The organism is Anaerofustis stercorihominis, from assembly GCF_005844425.1.
In the GTDB taxonomy this organism is placed as follows: Bacteria; Bacillota; Clostridia; order Eubacteriales; family Anaerofustaceae; genus Anaerofustis; species Anaerofustis butyriciformans.
The window spans coordinates 1-20,933 of sequence record NZ_SPHL01000033.1 but is presented as its reverse complement, the minus strand read 5'-3'; the positions used below and the strand labels follow the sequence as shown (position 1 = coordinate 20,933).

The following is a 20,933-nucleotide window of genomic DNA, read 5'->3' as shown; positions in this document are numbered from 1 at the left end:
ACAACAAATTATATAAACGAAAGTATATTTAAAAATAAATTTAACGATACAACAATAGATTTGCTTGAAGATGTAACTTTTGATGATAGTAAAGGTTATTTCGAACTCGTAATTGATGACAAAAATGATTTAAAAATAATTATTTATCCTTCTTCAAATTATAAAGAAATAGAAAAAATTGAAATTTCATACAATTGGATTAATACAGAATCTGATAACGAATATGAAACTTTAATTAAAAAATATTCAGGATATACAAATATGATACAAACTGCTATATGGAGACAAAATAATAATCCAAAAACAGTAAGTACCAATTTGTGGGATAAATTAAATTCAATTGAATATAAATATACTAAAGAGGGTATTCCATATGGAGAAGTATCTTATGAAGATGATAAAATAATTTATAAAATGAAAGATACAAAAGATGGTACTGAAATTTTGACAATGACTCCAAACAATAAATAAAAAAAGACTGCATAAGCAGTCTTTTTTAGTCTCTAATAATTTCAAGCATATCGCCATTTTTACATCCTGCAGCATTACCTTCTTCAATATCAATATGCATTTCAAGTCCACATCTTTCATTAGATCTAATTAATACATTTTCAAAAATTAAACCTCTTTCTCCAGGGACTCTAACTTTAACGATATCTCCGTCTTTAACGCCGTATTCTCTAGCTTGAGGTATAGTCATATGAATATGTCTGCTTGCAACTATAACCCCTTTATCAATTTCAACTTCACCTTTAGGACCTCTTAAAATACATCCTGGTGTTCCGTCTAAATCCCAAGAATCTCTGATTACTTTAGGTACGCCAAGTTTAAAAGTATCGCTTGCTAAAATTTCGATTTGTGCATGAGGTCTTGCAGGACCAAGAACTCTCATTTTTATCGTACCTTTTGGACCTACAACATCAACAAATTCTTCTGCAGCGAATTGTCCGGGTTGAGAAATAGGTTTTTTTATAGTTAATTCATAGCCTTCACCAAATAAAGCATCTATATCTTTTCTACTAAGATGAACGTGTTTATTTGAAAGACCTACAGGTACTTTAGTTTTCATCTATCTATAATTCTCCTTCAATAAATAATTTATATGTTTACCACGAATATTCTATCACAAATCACAAAATTTGTACATATTTTTTAAAAACTTATAATCTTTTTCTTATAAGTTCAAATTCTTTTAATATAACTCCGTCGGTTTTAATAAACAATCTTTCTTTTGGATGAGGAGTGCTTTCTACGGCTTCCCCTTTCTCGTTATACATTTCTGAAATTTTAAATGTTACGCTTTTTTCTCTTGGTCTTACAAGTTCAAGTTCATCACCAATAAAGAATTTATTTCTTTGTTCAATTTCGTACATACCCTTTTCTTCGTTATACCCAATTACTTGAGCAACAAAATCATAATTTCTTGTATATGAACTTGTTCCATAATTTTGAGAAGTAGAATCAGCATTTCCATAGAAGAAACCTTCAGTATATTGTCTGTGACTTACTTTTGTAAGTTCTTCATATAAACTAGGATCAACCTTATAATTTTCTCTATCTCTTTCGTAAGAATCTATAGCATTTCTATAAGCATTTACAACGGTTGAAACATAGAAAATGCTCTTCATTCTTCCTTCAATTTTAAAACTATCTACACCGGCTTCAATAAGTTCATGTATATGATTAATTAAACATAAATCTTTTGAATTAAAAATAAAACTTCCTTCTTTATGTTCTTCAATAGGAAATTCTTCTCCCGGTCTTGTACTTTCAACAAGAGAATATTTCCATCTGCAAGGTTGTGCGCAGTCTCCTCTATTTGCATCTCTGCCAGTTAAATAATTACTTAATAAGCATCTTCCGGAATAAGAAATACACATTGCACCATGAACAAACATTTCTACTTCCATTCCATCAGGTTTATTAGCACAAACTTCTTTAACATCATTAAAAGAAAGCTCTCTTGCTAAAACTACTCTATTAACTTTATTTCTTTTCCAAAACTCCATACTTTTATAATTTGTAGTACTTTGTTGTGTAGATATTGAAATCTTCATATCAGGAAGAGTATCTCTTATTGTCATAATAACTCCGGGGTCAGCGGCAATAATACCATCAACCCCGGCCTTGTCAAGTTCTTTTATATATTTTGAAAGGTCAATAAAATCATAATTTCTAGCTAAAATATTTATTGTAACATATACTTTTTTATTTCTTTCATGGGCAAACTGTGCTCCTTCACGAATTTCATCAATTGTAAAATTCCCTGCATTAGCACGCATCGAAAAACTTTTCCCACCTAAATATACCGCATCGGCACCATAGGTAAAAGCATATTTTAATTTTTCTAAATCTCCAGCAGGAGCAAGTAATTCACTCATATTTTTATTTCCTTTTCTATATTAAATTATAAATTAATTTTTCTTGTCCAATTATATTTATCTTCTAATTTACCCCATTGTATACCTGTTAGAGTATCATATAATTTTTGTGTTAAATCCCCTGTTTTGAATCCATTAATTTCGATTTTTTCGCCTTTATAACATAATTCACCGATTGGAGAGATTACGGCAGCAGTACCTGTACCAAAAGCTTCTGTTAATTTTCCATTTCTTCCTGCTTCCATTAATTCGTCAATGCTTAAATCTCTTTCTTCAACATCATAACCCCAGTCTTTTAAAATATGAATTATAGAATCACGTGTAACACCTGGAAGAACAGAACCTTCAAGAGCTGCTGTAACAACTTTACCGTCAATTACAAACATTGCATTCATTGTTCCAACTTCTTCAACGTATTTTCTGTGTACACCATCTAACCAAAGTACTTGTGTATAACCATTTTCTTCTGCTTTAACTTGTGCGGCTATACTTGCAGCATAGTTACCACCGCATTTTGTAAAACCAGTACCACCTTTTACGGCTCTTACATATTCATCTTCTACCCAAATTTTTACAGGGTTAACACCTTCCGGATAATAAGCTCCAACAGGTGATAAAATAATAATGAATTTGTATGTTTTTGCAGGGTGCACACCAACACTTGCTTCACTGGCATACATAAAAGGTCTTATGTATAAAGAAGTTTCTTCTTTTGTAGGAACCCAATCTTTTTCACATTTTACCAATGCTTCAACTGCTTCAATAAACATATCTTCAGGCACACCTGGCATACAAATTCTTTTATTTGAATTAATCATTCTTCTTGCATTCATTTCAGGTCTAAATAATAATATTTCACCTTTTTCATTTCTGTATGCTTTTAAACCTTCAAAAGTTTCTTGTGCATAATGTAAAACCATTGTTGCAGGATCAACAGCTAAAGGACCATATGGTACGATTCTAGCATCATGCCAGCCTTTTCCTTCTGTATAGTCCATAACAAACATATGGTCTGTAAAATAATTACCAAAACCTAAATTGTTTTGATCCGGTTTTACTTTTCTTTGTTCTACCAATTCATATTTTATATCCATTTTAATCTCTCCTTAATCGTTAATGTTATATTTAAAAGCCTTAAAAGACTTTTCGTCCGTTGGAATAACTAAATTCTTTGTTGCCATATCTTTTTTTACTTTTTCTATAGTAGTATATTCATTTGAACTTTGATCAAAAAAAGTCTGATTTAACTTTAAATCTATTACAGAGTCTAGTACACTTAAATCACTACAACTTTTTGAATATGATTCAAAGATTACGGCATCACAAATTGAAATTACTGCACTTTTATAATCCTTGTTTATTTGTGCAAGTTTTATTTCATTATCAGATTTATTATATAAATCTGAATCAATAACTTTAAAGCCTTTTTCTTTAGCAACATTATTTACACCTATTGCTCCGGCTCCGCATACGGTAAATACTACATCAGCTTTTTCATTATATAATTTTTCAGCTACCTTTTCTGCTTCTTCAGCACTCATATAAGAATTAATATACTCTTTTTTAACTTTAATTTTAGAATTAACTGCTTTTACACCGCTTAAGAAACCATATTCATAATCAAGATCTCTATCATTATAAGCTCCTACATATCCCAAAACATTGCTTTTTGTTTCCAATGCTGCTAGAACTCCGGCTAAAAAAGCTGCTTCTTCATTTTTAAAAGTAATACTCATTGCATTATTTGTTTCATCATTATAACCAATAAAACCTAAATTACTACCTGAGTATTCGCTTTGAGCGGCAAGAAGAGCAGAACATACAGCCGATGAATTAGACACAACTAGGTCATATTGAGAAGCAGAAAGAACTGATGTTGCCATTGATTCATATTCAGTATTTGTCTTTGGAGTATAAATATCCAAACTATATTCATAATTTCCAAAAGATTCATTAATACCTTCAATAACTTGTTTGTTAAAACTTTCTTCTGCTCCGTATGTATCAGTCATATATGCTATTTTATATTCTTTACCATTTTTACTGTTTACTGCGCTTTCTTTTTTACTTCCTCCACATCCAAACAATGTCAGGGCAAAAAATAAAGCCATTATTATGCTAATAAATTTTTTCATTTTTAACCTCTTAATTATTTATACTTATATCTGTATAATATATTTATTTTATGCTTTTTTCATATTTTTTTCAAGTTTTTTATAATATTAATTTTTATATTTATAAATCATTTTAATAAAAAATATAAATAAAAAAAAGTGTTATTAAAATAACACTTTTTTAATTTAATTCATCAATAAACTCTTCTGCCCCTGTTGCACAAATTGCTCCGTCTGAAGCCGCTGTAACAACTTGTCTTAAAGATTTTTTCCTTACATCTCCAGCAACAAACAATCCTTTTATTGAAGTTTGAAGAGAGTCATCTGTTATTATATAGCCATTTTCATCAACTTCAACCATGTTTTTAACTAAATCGCTGTTAGGATTATGACCTACAAACATGAACACTCCGTCTGTTTTATAATCATAAATCTCCCCTGTTTTTTTGTTTTTAAGTTTTATTGCTGTTACCATTCCATTTTCACCAATTATTTCTACAGGTTCATGACTCAAAAGGAAATGGATTTTTTCATTTTCTCTTGCTTTCTTTTCCCAGCTTTTTCCTCCTCTAAATTCATCTCTTCTATGAATTATGGTAACTTTTTTTGCAAATTTTGTTAAATATATTGCTTCTTTTAACGCAGTATCTCCTCCACCTACAACACAAACTTCAAATCCTGTAAAAAACATTGCATCACATGTTGCACAATAGGAAACACCCATTCCTCTATATTCTCTTTCACCTTTAATTCCAAGTTCTCTTGGAGAAGAACCGGAAGCAATAATACAGCTTTTTGCAATATATTCATCTTTGTTTGCCTTAACATAAAACAATCCATCATCTTTTTTCTCAACGCTTAAAACTTCATCATTTATTATCTTTGCACCAAAGTTTAAACATTGTTCTTTCATTTTGTCAACAAGCTCAGGCCCTGTTACTTCGCTTGCTCCAGGGTAATTTTCAATTTCAGTAGTTGTTGTAATTTGTCCGCCAACCACAGCTTTTTCTATAATTAAAGTATTTAAAGTTGCCCTTGAAGCATAAAGACCTGCACTTAGTCCGGCAGGACCGGCACCAATAATTATTACATCATATTTCATTTTAACCTCCTATGGAAGCATATCAAATTGTCTTTTAGATAAAAGTTCAACATATTCTTTAACAAAGCTTCCTATATGGGCAGTATAATCACCTATTCTTTCTAAGTCTGCCACTATGTCAAAGTATACTACACCTGCTTCCGGTGTGCAAGCTTTTCTATTTAATCTGTCTATATGTGCCATCCTTAATTCATCTTCTTTTTTATCAATTTGTTCTTCAACCAAATCCGTTTTAACGGCTTTTGCAATATCTTTTTCCTTGAATGCATCTATAGCACATCTTAAATTATTTTTTACCATTTCATACATTTCCATAAGTTCATTTGTTGCATTTTCACTAAATACTGTATTTTCTTCTTTTTTTAGATGAGAAATTCTAATCATACTCATACAGTAATCACCGATTCTTTCTATATCATGTATTACTTGATGCAAATGAACCGTAAAATCTGCACTTTGTATGCTCGCATCCAATGCGGAAATCTTAATAACAAAATCTGCGATACCTGTTTCATATTTGTTAATTAAATTTTCAAGCATTTTAACTTCTTCTTCATTGTCATATTTATCATTTATACAAGCATCAGAAGCAAGATTTACTGATTTATACGCAAGCTCTGCCATTGTTTCTACTTCATTTAATACTTCTGAAACGGCAAAAGCAGGGTTTTCTAACAAAATATCATTTAATTTTAATTCAAAACCTTCTTCTTCGTTAGTTTCTTTCTTAACAGGAAGAATTTTTTCAATAAATGATATTATAGGCTTACTTAAGAATAATAATAAGCATGCATTACATACATTAAATATTGTATGGAAGTTTGCAATTTGTTTTGTAGGATCACTTCCAGAAATATCAAGAATAAAGTTAAATACAAAACTGTCACCATTTGCAGAGAATGAACCTGTAAGGAATAATAATGTCATCATCCAAATTACCCCTATTGTTTTTGTTATCAAATGGAAAACAGCAGCTTGTTTAGCTTGTCTGTCTACACCTATCATTGCAATCATAGCAGTTGCACATGTTCCTATATTCATACCAAGAACAATCGGAATTAAAACGCCTAAAGCTTCATAACCTTCTACACCTGCAAACGCACCACCAAGAGCAAGTGCTTGAAGTAAACCGATTGATGCTGAAGAAGATTGAATAACAGCAGTAACAAACACACCTGCGAACATCCCTAAAATAGGATATTTGCCTAAACTTATAAGCATATTTGTAAATACAGGATTATTTGCAAGAGGCTTTAAAACATCAGACATAACACTTATTCCAAAAAATAAAATACCAAAACCAAGTATACATTCACTTATATGAATTGTTTTATCCTTCTTTGAAAACATTCTTATTGCTGCACCAAGACCGATAAATAAAGGAGCATATTCTGACAAATTTAAAGCTATAATTTGACCTGTTATTGTAGTACCGATATCAGCCCCAAGAATTACACCTGCAGCTTGAACAAGGCTCATTAAGTTTGCATTAACAAGACCTACAACCAAAACTGTTGTGGCAGATGAACTTTGTATAATCATTGTAACAATAGTACCAAGTGCAAGAGCTTTTATAGGGTTGCTGGTAACTTTATTTAGAATATCTCTTAATTTATTACCTGCGGCTTTTTTTAATCCTTCCCCCATCAAATCCATTCCATACAAAAAAAGCCCAAGACCTCCGAAAAGCTGGATTAACATCATAACACTCATAACAATTTCCTCCCAATAACATAAATGTTTGATTTAATTTTTAGTTTGTTTTATTTCATATGTTTAAATTCTGTCTGTCTTAAGGCTTCATATAAAATTACACAAACACTGTTGGATAAATTTAAACATCTCGCATTCTCTTTTGGTATCATAGGTATCCTTAGTCTTGTATCCTTATATTTTTCGTGTATAAAATCCGGAAGCCCCTTTGTTTCAGACCCGAACATAAAATAGTCATTATCACAAAAACTAAAAGAAGAATAATTTTTATCTCCCTTTGTTGTAAGTAAATATAAATTTTTTATATCATTCTTTTCCAAAAAATCATCAAAATTTTCATAAACTTGTATGTCTGCTTCATTCCAATAATCAAGACCGGCTCTTTTTAAATGCTTGTCTCTTATACTAAAACCCAAAGGTTTAATTAAGTGAAGTCTTGAATTTGTTACAGCACAGGTTCTTACTATATTACCTGTATTTTGTGGAATTTCAGGATTAAATAAAACTATATTAAACATAAATTATCTCCGTTTTTCTTATATAAAATTAAAAAAATCTTAAATAATATATCATATTTTAAATTTATTTTACTATGTATTTATATTTATTTTACTTAAATTTTACATAAAATGCAAAATTTTTTTATTTTTTTCTTTAAATATATTATATTATTTCTTAAAAAATAAAAAAAAACACAGAATATTTCTGTGTTTTTTACGGTTTGGTTAATTCTCCATTTTGAATTTGTTTTATGACTGGTAAATCGTTATATCCAAAGTCAATAGCTTTTTGTAAATAATAATTTGTCTTTTCTTTATTTCCTTCAAAATAATATGCCATAGCCATTCCTGCATAAGCCATTGCATATTCAGGATATAAATTGGTTGCTTTTTCAAAGTAATTTTTTGCATTTTTTGTATCCATAGGACTTTCTTTTAAGGATATCAGTCCAAGATTATAATATGCTTTTTCATTTTTACTGTTTATTTTTAAAACACCTTCATAACATTGTCTTGATTTCTCAAACTCATCAACAATATAATAAAGTCTTCCCATAACTTGTTTATATTCTTCATTGTTATTATCAAGTTCATTTGCTTTTTCCATATATGCAGTTGCAGTATCAAATCTTTTTAACTGCCAATATGAATAGCCTATCATATAATACATATTTGCTTCATCACTTTTATGTTTATTTAAAGATAAATTATTGTCAGTTATAACTTTTAATGTTTCAATAGTATTATAAAAATCCTGTTTTTTAAAGTACGATAATCCAAGTTCATAATTTGAATCAGCATCTATATCTTTTTTGAAAGAACAAAAGGAAACAAGGATACAAAAGCATATTATAAAAACAAATATCTTTTTTAATGTTTTCATTTTACTTACTATTTTATTTCAATAAGTTCATATCCTGCATCAGTGATAACTTTTTTAAATACTTCATCATTAATATCTTTACTTAATGTAACATAAGCACTTTTTTTGTCTAAATCAACACTACATTCCTCTACACCATCAATTTCTTTAAGTTTCTTTTCAACTGTCATACTACAGTGAGGACACATCATTCCTTCGATTACAAGTTGTTTTTCATTTTTGCTCATTTTTGTTTCTTCTCCTTTTTCATCTTTATTATCTTCATTATCAAACTTTATAAATTTAAGTCTTAATGCATTTGTTACAACACATACGCTGCTAAGACTCATCGCAGCTGCACCAAACATAGGATTTAATTTCCATCCTAAAGCTGTATAAAATAATCCACTTGCTAAAGGTATACCTATACTATTATAGAAAAATGCCCAAAACAAATTTTCTTTTATATTTTTTATAACTGCTTTACTTAATTTTATAGCATTTACAACGTCAAGTAAACTGTTTTTCATAAGAACTATGTCTGCACTTTCTATTGCAACATCAGTTCCAGCACCTATGGCAATACCAACATCAGCTCTGGCAAGAGCAGGAGCATCATTTATCCCATCTCCAACCATTGCAACTTTTTTACCTTCTTTTTGAATACTTACTACTTTTGCTTCTTTTTCATCAGGTAAAACCTGGGCTATTACTTTTGGAATAGAAAGCCTTTTTTGCACTGCTTTTGCTGTTCTTTCATTATCTCCAGTAAGCATTACAACATCTATTCCCATATTTTTAAACTTCTCAATTGCTTCTTTACTGCTTTCTTTTTCAATATCAGCTACCGCAATAATTCCAATTACCTCTTCCTCATTTGCAAAAATTAAAGGTGTTTTTCCCTCATCCGCAAGAGCATTTATTGTTTTTTCATATATAGATATATCTACATTTATGTCATTCATTAAAGATGCATTTCCTGCAAAATACATTTTTGAATTTATTTTTGCTTTAACACCTTTTCCAAATATAGCCTCAAAATCTTCATTTTGAATAGTGTTTATATTATTATCTTTAGCATATTTAACTATTGATTCTGCAAGAGGATGCTCACTGCTTACTTCAAGAGAATATGCAATGCTTAAAAGTTCTTCTTTTGGGATATCAAAATTTAAAACATCTGTAACAATAGGTTCTCCTTTTGTTATTGTTCCTGTTTTATCAAGAACTACGGTATCTATACTATGTGCAATTTCTAAAGCTTCCCCTGACTTTATAAGTATTCCGTTTTGAGCTCCTTTACCGGTTCCAACCATTATTGCAACAGGAGTCGCAAGCCCAAGAGCACAAGGACAAGAAATAACCAAAACAGAAATGGCTATTGACAAAGCAAATTCAAAGCTTTGACCAATAAGTAACCATACTATCATGGATATTAAAGAAATAGTTATAACAACAGGAACAAACACTCCAGCTATTTTATCAGCCATTTTTGCAATAGGGGCTTTTGAAGAACTTGCTTCTTCTACAAGCTTTATAATTTTATTAATTGTAGTATCTTCGCTTACATTAGTCGCTTCAAATTTTACAAACCCTGATTTGTTTATTGTTGCACCAATTACTTTATCTCCCACTGATTTTTCAACAGGTATGCTTTCTCCTGTTATCATTGATTCATCAACACTTGTATTTCCATTTACGATTATTCCGTCAACAGGAAAACTGCTTCCGGGTTTTACAATTACAATATCACCTTTTATAACATCATCGGCAGATATTTCCATTTCTTCTCCATTTCGTTCTACAACTGCCATTTTTGGAGCTAAATTCATAAGTTTTGAAATAGCTTCACTTGTTTTCCCCTTTGACTTTGTTTCCAAAAATTTTCCCAAAGTTATAAGCGTTAATATCATTCCTCCTGATTCAAAATATAAATTTGTACTATATTTATTAACAAGTTCCAAATCTCCATAACCAAGACCATGACCAATCATAAATATTGCAAAAACACCATACACAACAGCAGCCATAGAACCAATAGCAATAAGACTATCCATATTTGGACTACCTTTGAAAAATGTTTTAAATCCAACAGTATAATACTTTCTGTTCATATACATTATAGGTAAAACCAGTAAAAATTGAATAAAAGCAAAATTTATGGCATTTTTACTTCCATGAAATAAATTCATTATAAAATCAGGTGTCTTTAAACCTAAGAAACCGTCAAACATATGATACATTGCAATATACATAAGTGGAATTAAAAAACAAAATGAAATTATAAGCCTTTTTTTCATATACTTTATTTCATCATCATTATTTATACTAATATCTTTTTTAACTTTTGAAGCACCTGATTTTTCCCCATGTACGTTAGCACCATAACCTATTTCTTTTACTTCAGCTACTATATCATCAGTATTTAATATATTTTCATCATAAGAAATATTCATGCTGTTTGTAAGAAGATTAACACTTACTTCTTCTACTCCGTCTTTTTTACTTAATGTCTTTTCTATTCTTGACGAACAAGCAGAACAACTCATGCCGGTAATATCATATTTTTCCTTTTTCATAACATGCTCCTTCTATTTAGAGTTTTTAACATATGCTAATTATTCTAAAAAAAGTATAACACTTAATCCTATAATGTCAATAGGAAATATCTTTTTTTATATAAATATTATACACCATGTTAGCAATAACAAACAAGTAAATATAAAAAAAAGATAACCCATATTGAGGTTATCTTTAATGATGGAATAATCTTGTACCGATAAAAGACATTACCATGTTATATTTGTTACAAGTATCTATTACATTATCGTCTCTTATTGAGCCGCCTGCTTCAGCAATATATTTAACTCCGCTTTTATATGCTCTTTCTATATTATCACCAAATGGGAAGAAAGCATCTGAACCAAGACATACATCTGTCATTTTAGCTAAATACTCTTTTTTTTCTTCCATTGTTAATACTTCTGGTTTTTTAGTAAATACATTTTCCCAGCTTCCGTCTCTTAATATGTCATCATGTTCCTCTGAAATATATACGTCAATAGCATTATCTCTGTCTGCCCTTCTTAAGCCTTCTTTAAAAGGTAAGTTTAAAACTTTATCGTGGCTTCTTAAAAACCATGTATCAGCCTTATTCCCTGCAAGTCTTGTACAATGTATTCTTGATTGTTGACCTGCTCCTATACCTATTGCTTGTCCATCTTTTACATAACATACTGAATTTGACTGCGTATATTTTAAAGTTATTAAAGAAATTATTAAATCTCTTTTTGCACTTTCAGTCATATCTTTGTTTTCAGTAACAATATTTTCAAGCATATCTTCATTTATTTTTATATTGTTTCTGCCTTGTTCAAAAGTTATACCAAAAACTTCTTTTCTTTCTATTTCTTTTGGAACATAATTTTTATCATTTTTTATAACAAGATAGTTTCCTTTTTTCTTTTTCTTTAATATTTCTAAAGCTTCTTTTGAATATGAAGGAGCAATAATGCCATCAGAAACTTCTTTTGATAAATAAAGTGCAGTTGCTTCATCACATTCATCAGACAATGCGGCAAAATCACCATAAGAAGACATTCTATCAGCTCCTCTTGCTCTTATATAAGCATTTGCTATACCTGTAAGTTTTATGTTTTCATCAACAAAATACATTTTTTTCAATGTTTCATCAAGTTCCAAACCAACCGCAGCACCGGCAGGTGAAACGTGTTTAAAAGATGCCGCAGAAGGAAGCCCTGTTGCTTCTTTTAATTCCTTAACTAATTGATAGCTGTTAAAAGCATCAAGAAGATTAATGTATCCAGGATTACCATTTAAAACCGTAATCGGTAAATCTCCGTCTTCCATATAAACTCTTGCAGGTTTTTGATTTGGGTTACATCCATACTTTAATTGTATTTCTTTCATTTGTTACACTCCTAAAACAATAAATAGCCCACCAATCCGGACTCTTGCCCAGACGGTCGGCTCATAATAATCATTATACTTCATGTGGTTAATTCCACTATTCCGTCAGTCGTATAACATAAAATAGAATAACATTTTTTTATTTTTAAGTCAATAATTTACATAAAACATTTTATTTAGTCATTTAATTACTGCTTACATTTCCTATTTTATAAACATTAATTGAAGCATCACTTAAAGTAAAACCACTGCTGTCAGGAACAACAGTTAAAACACAAGGTGTTGAAGTAACTGAAATTGGTGTAGAAAAAGACATATTTGCATAGTTACCGGAACCTGACAATGATTGTCTTGTTACTGCACTATTTACTGCGTTTCCATCTTTATATAAAGCAATACTTATTGCAGAAGAAGAACCTGAAGTTCCTGCAGAAGCATTAAAGTTTACTTGATAAATACCATTTTGCGAAATTGTTATATTGGTTGAATTTGTATTATGAGTTATTGCACTACCACTACTTAAATAATTACTGTTAAATTGAATAGGTTGATTTGCGGTTGTTGGTTGTGGTGCAGAATCAATTGCACATAATATTTGAGGATTATCCAAACTGCTTGCGCCTGTGGCACCTGTTGCGCCAGTTGCTCCTGTTATACCGGTTGCGCCCCTTGGAATTGCAAAATTAAAAACCGCATTTTGAGGTGTTCCTGAATTTGTAACAGTAGCAGAAGTACCAGGCGCAGAAGTTGTAACTGTTCCAACACTTAATGTAGCAGCTTGACCGTTATTTCCGCTTGGACCTGTTGGGCCTGTTGGGCCTGTCGGACCCGTAACACCAGTTGCTCCACTTGGGCCTGTTGGTCCTATTGGGCCTGTCGAACCTGTAACTCCAGTTACTCCGCTTGGACCTGTTGGTCCTGTTGGGCCTGTAGGACCCGTAACACCAGTCGCTCCACTTGGACCTGTAACACCTGTTGCTCCTGTAGGACCCGTAACACCAGTCTCTCCACTTGGACCTGTAACACCTGTTGCTCCTGTAGGACCTTGAACACCTTGGGGACCTTGGGGACCTTGAGCTCCTGTTGGTCCCGTTGCTCCTGTTACACCTGCACCTGTAGGACCTTGTATCCCTTGAGGTCCTTGTGGTCCCTGTGGGCCGGTTGGACCTGTCGCCCCTGAACCTGTTGCTCCTGTAGCTCCCGTTGGGCCGGTTGGGCCTGTTGGACCTGTAACACCAGTTGCTCCTGTAGGACCTATTATACTATTACCATTTGGTCCTTGTGGTCCGGTTGCACCAGTTGCCCCTGTTGGTCCTGGACACCCTCTTGGACCTCTCGGACCTGTAGCTCCTGTTGCCCCCGTTGGGCCGGTTACTACGCAGCAATTATGACTTTTGGGAGTATAACAGCAAGAAGATTGATTATTATTTGTATAGGGATAATATTCATTTGATTTCATACTGCATGAATTATTTTTTTTAGAATGTTTACAACAATTTGAATTATCGTTACCTTCTAAAAAACTGTTATAATCAAAATCATACATTATATTTTCACTCCTTATTTTACTTTTAAGAAAATATATTTTTAAAGTATTCTCTGTTTATCATATATTCTCTACCAGCAGGCTTTATAATGCCTGCTAATTCATTATATTCATTTGCTAAATTTGTGTTACCGATTTTGTCATAACATACACAAAGTTGAATTAAAGGAATATATCCATAACAATCTTCTAAAATAAATCCCCCTAAAGTATCCTTTCTACTACAATTAAGTGCCGATTTATACCAATAAATTGCATCATTGTATCTATTTATATTAACAAAATAATTTCCTATATCACAACAAACTTCCGCTCTTGGAGTATCATACTTAAATGTCCTAAACAATACTTCAATTTCTTTATCTGTTTGTCCTATATTTTTATAACAATAAGACATCATCCTTAAAGCATCAATTTTATTTTCCAAAAATCCGTTATCCATATTTAAAAACTTTTCAAATCCATCAATTGCATTATTAAATTTATTGTGATAAAGAAGTTCCCTGCTATAATAAAATAGTTCTCTTGGAGAAAAAACAACCCCGTTATTTAATAATTTTTCAAATATTTTTATATTTCTGTCACTGTAGCTTTTCTTTATTTTTTTATGAGTAACGGCAATATTAGAATATTCTATTTTTCCAAAAGGAACTATTGCCTCATGAACATAACCGTTCCACATATCCTTATGAATATTTTTTATTAATCTTTCCCTGTAATATGAAAAAATGACATTGCCATTTTCATCAAACGACGTATTATATTTCATCATTACAACATCTATATCATTACTCATGTTTTCTTTCATTTTTATGAATTTCTTTTTATCTTCATCAAGTATTACATCATCTGCATCAAGCCATAAAATATATTCTTTTGTAGCTTTTGAAAAAGAAAAATTTCTTGCATTTGAAAAATTATCTACCCATTCATAATCATATATTTTATTTGTGAATTCTTTTGCAATTTCTTTTGTTCTATCCTTCGAACCTGTATCCACTATGATAATTTCATCAACAATATCTTTAATGCTTTTTAAACATCTTTTTAAAACACTTTCTTCATCTTTTACTATCATACATAAACTTATTCTTACCAAAACAAAACCTCCTTTTTGAGAGTTTATATATAATATGAAATATGATGAAAAAACGTTAAAAAAAATAAAGGGTAAATACCCTTTATTTTATAAATTCTTAATTTCTTTTTGGTATATTCTCGATAAGAAGAAGACACAAAGGAATACGGCGATAATCTCTGCAAAAGGAAAAGACCACCATATTAAATTAAGTCCTCCTATTTTTGAAAGCACATAAGCGACAGGAAGAAGAACAACAAGCTGTCTTATTCCTGATATAAGTAAACTTTCCAACCCATGCCCTAAAGCCTGACACATAGAAAGAGTACAAATACTAAAACCTGCAAATACAAAACTTATTCCTATTATTCTAAGTGCAGGAACACCTATACTCATCATTGTATTTGAAGCATTAAATATAGAGAGAAGTTCTTTTGGGAAGAACAAGAATAGTAAAAAACCTACAAACATAATCCCAACGGCATAAAAAATGCTAAGTTTGAAAGTTTTCATTATTCTTTCTTTCTTTCTAGCTCCGTAATTGTACGATATAATAGGTACCATACCGTTATTTAATCCAAACACAGGCATAAATACGAAACTTTGAAGTTTGAAATATACTCCAAAAACCGCTGTTGCCGTAGATGAAAATGTAATTAAAATCTTATTCATTCCAAAGGTCATAACTGAAGATAAAGATGATAAGATAATCGAAGGAATACCAACAGAATAAATCCTTTTTATAATGGATAAATTAGGTCTATATCCCTTTAAATTTATATCTATCTCGTGATTCTTATAATGATTAAACAAAAACCCAACAATAGCAGCTATAATTTGTCCCGTTACTGTAGCAAGAGCAGCTCCCGCAACTCCCATTTTTGGAAATCCAAATAAACCAAATATCATTATAGGGTCTAATATTATATTTATTATTGCGCCAAGACCTTGCATATACATATTATAAACTGTTTTTCCCGTAGATTGTAACAGTCTTTCAAATGCTATTTGAAAGAATACTCCAAAAGATAAAACGGTACATATGGTTAAATAAATTGTTCCGTCATTTACAATATCTGTTATATTTGTCTGAGAAAGGAAAAAGGCTCTTGAACCAAAAATTCCAAATATTAAAAATATAATATAATTAATTGCTGCAAGAAATATTGCTGTTTTTGCAGCTTGATTTGCCTTATCAAACTCCTTCTCTCCAAGACATTTTGATAAATAAGCATTAACACCTACTCCCGTACCTACTGCAACTGCAATCATAAAGTTTTGTATCGGGAAAGCCAAAGATACCGCAGTTAATGCATTTTCGCTTAACATCGCAACAAACATACTGTCAACAATGTTATATAAAGCCTGTATAAGCATTGATGCCATCATAGGAAGTGACATAGTAACAAGTAACTTGTTTACAGGCATTACCCCCATTTTATTCTCTTTTCTTTTGTCTATAACAAGCTCTTTTTCATCCATTAAGCTTTATTCTCCTTTATTTCAACTAACGCTTTTATCAGCTGTGCACATTCATCCAAACCTATTGTGCTGTTTAAAACCATATCATAATTTTTTGCTACATTCCATTTTTCATCTGTAATATAATTATAATATTTAGCTCTAGATTTATCTATTTTTGTTACATAATTTTCAATATTTTTTTGTTCTACGTGATAATCTTCCTTAACACGTTTCACTCTTTCTTCAAATGGTGCACTTACGAATATTCTTGCACAATTTTCTTTGTGTCTTAGAATATAGTCAGCGCAAAGACCAACAATAATACAAGGTCCTTTATCTGCCACTTTTTTTATAATATCTGCTTCTGAAACAAGAAGCTGTCCCTCAACAGGTAAATTATCATAACTAAAACTCAAATTTGAAAAACATCCTATTGGATTTCTTGTATCAGCATTTCTTATAAAATCAGCTGCAAGACCTGTTTCTTGAACAATTAAATTTATAAGTTCCTCATCATAAAAAGGAATATCTAAAAGTTTAGAAACTTTTTTTGCTATAAGACGTCCTCCTGAACCGTATTCTCTTCCTATTGTAATAACTGTATTCATATTTACACCTCCCATTCCATAAACACGAACACATTTTTATATAATTTTTTATTATTTTTAATTCTATGATAAAAAAATTTTTTTGTCAACAAAGCAACTTAAGCAAAAAAAAAGAAAGAGTTTTCACTCTTTCTTTTAAAATTACTAAGCCTCAACTTTAGATTCTTTTTCTTTTTTCATTTTATCAAAATATTTCTTTGTTTCACTAACGACTACACCGCTTAATGCAAATAGTGCAATCATATTTGGAACTGCCATTAAACCATTAAATATATCAGCAATTGTCCAAACAGCTTTTACTGTCATATATGGACCAATAAATATTGCTAAAATATAAATCCATCTAAATGTAAGTAATGCTTTTTTGTTTCCGCCGTTTAAATATTCAAGACATCTTTCAGAATAATAATCCCAACCTAAAATAGTTGTAAAAGCAAAGAATACAAGACAAATCATTAATATAAATGATGATATTTGTGGAGAAAAAGGAAGTCCGTTATTAAATGCATATGTAGTTACTTCAACTCCTTCAAGCCCACTCACTTGCCACGCTCCTGTCAAGATTATAGATAATCCTGTCATAGTACATATTATTATTGTATCTATAAATGTTCCTGTCATTGAAACCAAACCTTGTCTTGCAGGTTCTTTTGTTTTAGCGGCAGCTGCGGCTATAGGAGCAGATCCAAGACCTGATTCATTTGAAAAAATACCTCTTGCGACCCCTTTTTGTACCGCAATAATCATACTACCAACTATACCCCCAGTTACGGCAGAAGGATTAAATGCTCCCTTTATTATAACCATAATTGCATTTGGAATTTCAGTTATATTGCATATCATTAAAATAAGACAAACAACAAAATACAAAACAGCCATAAACGGCACGACAACTTGAGATACACTTGCAATTCTTTTAATTCCTCCTATTAAAACAAGTGCAACACAAACTGTAAGAATCAAAGATGAAATAACAACTGTCCAAGAATATGTTCCTATACCGGGTATTGTAACAGTCCATGCCATATTAGGGTCAAAAAAATTATTCACTGCAGATGCAATACCATTAACCTGAGTAAAAGTCCCTATACTAAACAAACCAACACAAATCCCAAAAAAAGCAAATATCTTGGCAAGCCATTTCCATTTTTCACCCATTCCTCTTTCAATATAATAAAAAGGTCCCCCTAGAGCATGATTATCTTTATCCAAAACTCTGTATTTTACGGCCAAAAGACCTTCAGAATATTTTGTTGCCATACCGAAAAATGCAGCAAGCTCCATCCAAAACAATGCACCAGGTCCTCCCGCACATATTGCGGTTGCAACACCTACGATGTTACCTGTACCTATTGTTGCTGAAAGGGCTGTACACAAAGCACCAAAAGAGGTAACTTCTCCGTCTCCGCCTTCTTCATTTTTTACCATATACTTTAAAGCCAAAGGTAGTTTACGAATTTGAGTAAATCCCAATCTTAAAGTTAAAAATATTCCCCCTGCCATTATCAAAACAATCAAAGGAGTTCCCCATACAAAGTCATTGATTTTAACAAGAAGTTCAGTAAAATTGTCCAACATATTAAAACACCTTTCCAATAAAGAACAAAAGATAAAAAAAGAGCCAAATAAACATATTTGACTCTAATACTCTAAATAAAATAACATTACATAATAAAAAATATTAAAATAATTTTATTATACTCTGTCCTTTTGCCTGAGAGATTAATGTAAAACATCTTGCACCTTCGGCACTCCATAGAGATTCTCCAGAGCCACATCCGTTTATAGTCCTCATTCAAATTTGAATACCTGAGAGTTTTACTCCTTCGGTAAGGCAAAGCCTATTTTCCTACAAACTTCTTTTGTCCTAAATTATTATTAAATTTTCATACGCATATTATTATATATGAACTTTCTGAAAATTTCAAACATTTATTACATTTTTTTCATAATTTTTTAATTTTCTTTTGTTAAGATGTCAAAATTTATTTTTTTATAAAAAAGTTCTCTTATTTTATTAAAATCACTTGTTAAAGATAAAATCCACATAAGTTTAATACATACAGCTTCAACGGTCATATCAAAAGATTCTAAAACATTATATTCCTTCATTATATTTTTTCCTACTTCATAAAGCTTTGCATCGCTTCCTTCAAACATAACCTGTGTTGTAATAACAATAATTTTGCCTTGTTTTGTATATTTCTTTAATTTATCAAGAAAATTTCTTTTATTATGAAAAGGAACTCCCCCGACTCCGTAACTTTCAATAACTACAGCATCATAATTATCCATAATATAATCAAGTATATCGGGTTCAATACCTGGTATAAGTTTTAATACAAAAACGGAAGGTTTTAAACAATCATAAAATTTTATACTGCTTTCTTTTTCATTTTTTTCAACATATTTTACAATTCTTTCCCCATCAATAAATGCAGAAATAGGATAATTGATACTTTCAAAAGCACTGTAGCTTTTACTTCTTACTTTTCTTGCTCTCGTACCTATAATTACTTTACCGTCAAAAACTACATAAACTCCATAATTTTGTTCATCTAAACAAAAGCTTATACTATCTGTTAAATTTTTCTTTGCATCGCTTATTGTTTCGTTAATAGGCTTTTGAGAGCCTGTTATTACTATTGGCTTTTTTGAATTTTGAATCAAATAAGATAATGCACATGCAGTATATGACATTGTATCTGTTCCATGTGTAATTATAAATCCGTCATAATTATCATATTCTTCCTTTATTACATTTGCAATCTGACACCAATGCTCAGGCTGAATGTTTGTACTATCTAAATTAAATAACTGTTTAAAAGTTAGATTACATATTTTTTTTATTTCTGGTATATATTTCACAATATCTTCTGCCCTAACATATGGCATTAATCCATTTTCTGTGTTTATACATGCAATAGTTCCGCCTGCTGCTATAAGTAAAATATTTTTCATTTTATCTCCTTATTTTAGAAAAGTCTCAATTGACTATTTTTAAATGATCTTATTTCACGTCTTTTTATTATATCATTTTCATTTATTTTATCGCATAATATAGGTGAATTAACATTATATAAATTTGATATTTTATTTACTAATTTACTGTTTTGATTTGCATAACAATAAATACATCCGTTTTGACAAGTATCATAACAGCCTACATCTATGCTTTCAACGCATCCACATTCTTTTCTTTGATTTTTATCCTTTTTTATATCCAAATCACACCCTATAATTTTTTCAATAAGTTTTTTATCAATACAACTTCCATGCTCAATTCCGTAATTTGATAAATCAATTATTTCTGAACATGTTTTTACCCTCATATTATTCTTTTTAGCTATTTTTGATATGTTTTCGCAAATATACATTATTTCATTTTCATTTAAAGTTCTTATATCATATTTTTCTATTCTTTTTATTATTTTCTTATATATATCTAAAAAACTTATAACAACAGTATTTGTATAACCCTTTAAAGTTTTACATAAATAATCAAAAAATAATATATGAAAATTTGCATCATATTTTTTATTTATAAAAATTGGATCATATCTTAATATCATTTTTTCCTTTCCTATTTTTAAAGAAAGTTTTTTAAATATATCAATAATATCATCTTTATTATT

The 20,933-nt window shown here is 30.4% G+C and carries 18 protein-coding genes and 2 riboswitches; of the genes, 1 reads left to right on the top strand and 17 read right to left on the bottom strand.

What is annotated here, in order from left to right:
• The coding region (locus FGQ49_RS10400) for a hypothetical protein (RefSeq protein ID WP_171020649.1) at window positions 1-471 on the top strand (471 nt) is incomplete at its 5' end.
• A gap of 25 nt (window positions 472-496) precedes the next feature.
• On the opposite strand, the gene pduL is transcribed toward FGQ49_RS10400, so the two are convergent.
• From pduL to FGQ49_RS08205, 17 genes are all read right to left on the bottom strand, one after another.
• Window positions 497-1,069 (bottom strand): phosphate propanoyltransferase, encoded by a 573-nt coding sequence (pduL, locus tag FGQ49_RS08285; RefSeq protein ID WP_138269400.1) that lies wholly within the window; start codon window positions 1,067-1,069, stop codon window positions 497-499.
• A gap of 91 nt (window positions 1,070-1,160) precedes the next feature.
• On the bottom strand, window positions 1,161-2,381 hold the full coding sequence (locus tag FGQ49_RS08280) for a peptidase U32 family protein (protein ID WP_138269399.1): 1,221 nt from the start codon (window positions 2,379-2,381) through the stop codon (window positions 1,161-1,163).
• 26 nt (window positions 2,382-2,407) lie between these two features.
• Window positions 2,408-3,475, bottom strand: a complete 1,068-nt coding sequence (locus FGQ49_RS08275; protein WP_138269398.1) for a branched-chain amino acid aminotransferase — start codon at window positions 3,473-3,475, stop codon at window positions 2,408-2,410.
• 12 nt (window positions 3,476-3,487) lie between these two features.
• Complete coding sequence (locus FGQ49_RS08270) at window positions 3,488-4,516, bottom strand: BMP family ABC transporter substrate-binding protein (protein WP_138269397.1); 1,029 nt, start codon at window positions 4,514-4,516, stop codon at window positions 3,488-3,490.
• Between the two features lie 160 nt (window positions 4,517-4,676).
• Window positions 4,677-5,597 carry a thioredoxin-disulfide reductase gene (gene trxB, locus FGQ49_RS08265; RefSeq protein WP_138269396.1) on the bottom strand — a complete coding sequence of 307 codons (921 nt, stop codon included), beginning with the start codon at window positions 5,595-5,597 and terminating at the stop codon, window positions 4,677-4,679.
• Window positions 5,598-5,606: 9 nt separating this feature from the next.
• The gene (locus FGQ49_RS08260) at window positions 5,607-7,310 is read right to left on the bottom strand and encodes a Na/Pi cotransporter family protein (RefSeq protein ID WP_138269395.1); all 1,704 of its coding nucleotides are present in this window, start codon (window positions 7,308-7,310) and stop codon (window positions 5,607-5,609) included.
• A 50-nt stretch (window positions 7,311-7,360) separates the two neighbouring features.
• Window positions 7,361-7,828, bottom strand: coding sequence for a tRNA (uridine(34)/cytosine(34)/5-carboxymethylaminomethyluridine(34)-2'-O)-methyltransferase TrmL (gene trmL, locus FGQ49_RS08255; protein WP_138269394.1), 468 nt, complete (start codon window positions 7,826-7,828; stop codon window positions 7,361-7,363).
• A gap of 196 nt (window positions 7,829-8,024) precedes the next feature.
• The gene (locus tag FGQ49_RS08250) at window positions 8,025-8,693 is read right to left on the bottom strand and encodes a tetratricopeptide repeat protein (protein ID WP_138269393.1); all 669 of its coding nucleotides are present in this window, start codon (window positions 8,691-8,693) and stop codon (window positions 8,025-8,027) included.
• Window positions 8,694-8,701: 8 nt separating this feature from the next.
• On the bottom strand, window positions 8,702-11,251 hold the full coding sequence (locus FGQ49_RS08245) for a heavy metal translocating P-type ATPase (protein WP_138269392.1): 2,550 nt from the start codon (window positions 11,249-11,251) through the stop codon (window positions 8,702-8,704).
• A 175-nt stretch (window positions 11,252-11,426) separates the two neighbouring features.
• A complete protein-coding gene (locus FGQ49_RS08240; RefSeq protein WP_138269391.1) occupies window positions 11,427-12,602 on the bottom strand; it encodes a phosphoribosylaminoimidazolecarboxamide formyltransferase in 1,176 nt (391 codons plus the stop codon).
• A gap of 39 nt (window positions 12,603-12,641) precedes the next feature.
• Window positions 12,642-12,725: riboswitch (ZMP/ZTP riboswitch) on the bottom strand.
• 61 nt (window positions 12,726-12,786) lie between these two features.
• Complete coding sequence (locus FGQ49_RS10705; protein WP_279222118.1) at window positions 12,787-14,148, bottom strand: collagen-like protein; 1,362 nt, start codon at window positions 14,146-14,148, stop codon at window positions 12,787-12,789.
• A 25-nt stretch (window positions 14,149-14,173) separates the two neighbouring features.
• Window positions 14,174-15,247, bottom strand: a complete 1,074-nt coding sequence (locus tag FGQ49_RS08230) for a tetratricopeptide repeat-containing glycosyltransferase family 2 protein (RefSeq protein ID WP_138269390.1) — start codon at window positions 15,245-15,247, stop codon at window positions 14,174-14,176.
• An 87-nt stretch (window positions 15,248-15,334) separates the two neighbouring features.
• Window positions 15,335-16,708 (bottom strand): MATE family efflux transporter, encoded by a 1,374-nt coding sequence (locus tag FGQ49_RS08225; RefSeq protein ID WP_138269389.1) that lies wholly within the window; start codon window positions 16,706-16,708, stop codon window positions 15,335-15,337.
• Window positions 16,708-17,298 (bottom strand): AAA family ATPase, encoded by a 591-nt coding sequence (locus tag FGQ49_RS08220; RefSeq protein WP_138269388.1) that lies wholly within the window; start codon window positions 17,296-17,298, stop codon window positions 16,708-16,710. Before FGQ49_RS08220 ends, FGQ49_RS08225 begins: the two co-directional genes overlap by 1 nt.
• A 144-nt stretch (window positions 17,299-17,442) precedes the next feature.
• Entirely contained in the window at window positions 17,443-18,876 is a 1,434-nt protein-coding gene (locus tag FGQ49_RS08215) for an alanine/glycine:cation symporter family protein (protein ID WP_138269387.1), read from the bottom strand.
• 114 nt (window positions 18,877-18,990) lie between these two features.
• A riboswitch (glycine riboswitch) is annotated at window positions 18,991-19,078 on the bottom strand.
• Between the two features lie 176 nt (window positions 19,079-19,254).
• Window positions 19,255-20,259, bottom strand: a complete 1,005-nt coding sequence (locus tag FGQ49_RS08210; RefSeq protein WP_138269386.1) for an asparaginase — start codon at window positions 20,257-20,259, stop codon at window positions 19,255-19,257.
• A 14-nt stretch (window positions 20,260-20,273) separates the two neighbouring features.
• Window positions 20,274-20,933, bottom strand: a 660-nt coding sequence (locus FGQ49_RS08205; protein ID WP_138269385.1) for a DUF1848 family protein, incomplete at its 5' end; no start/stop codon positions are given.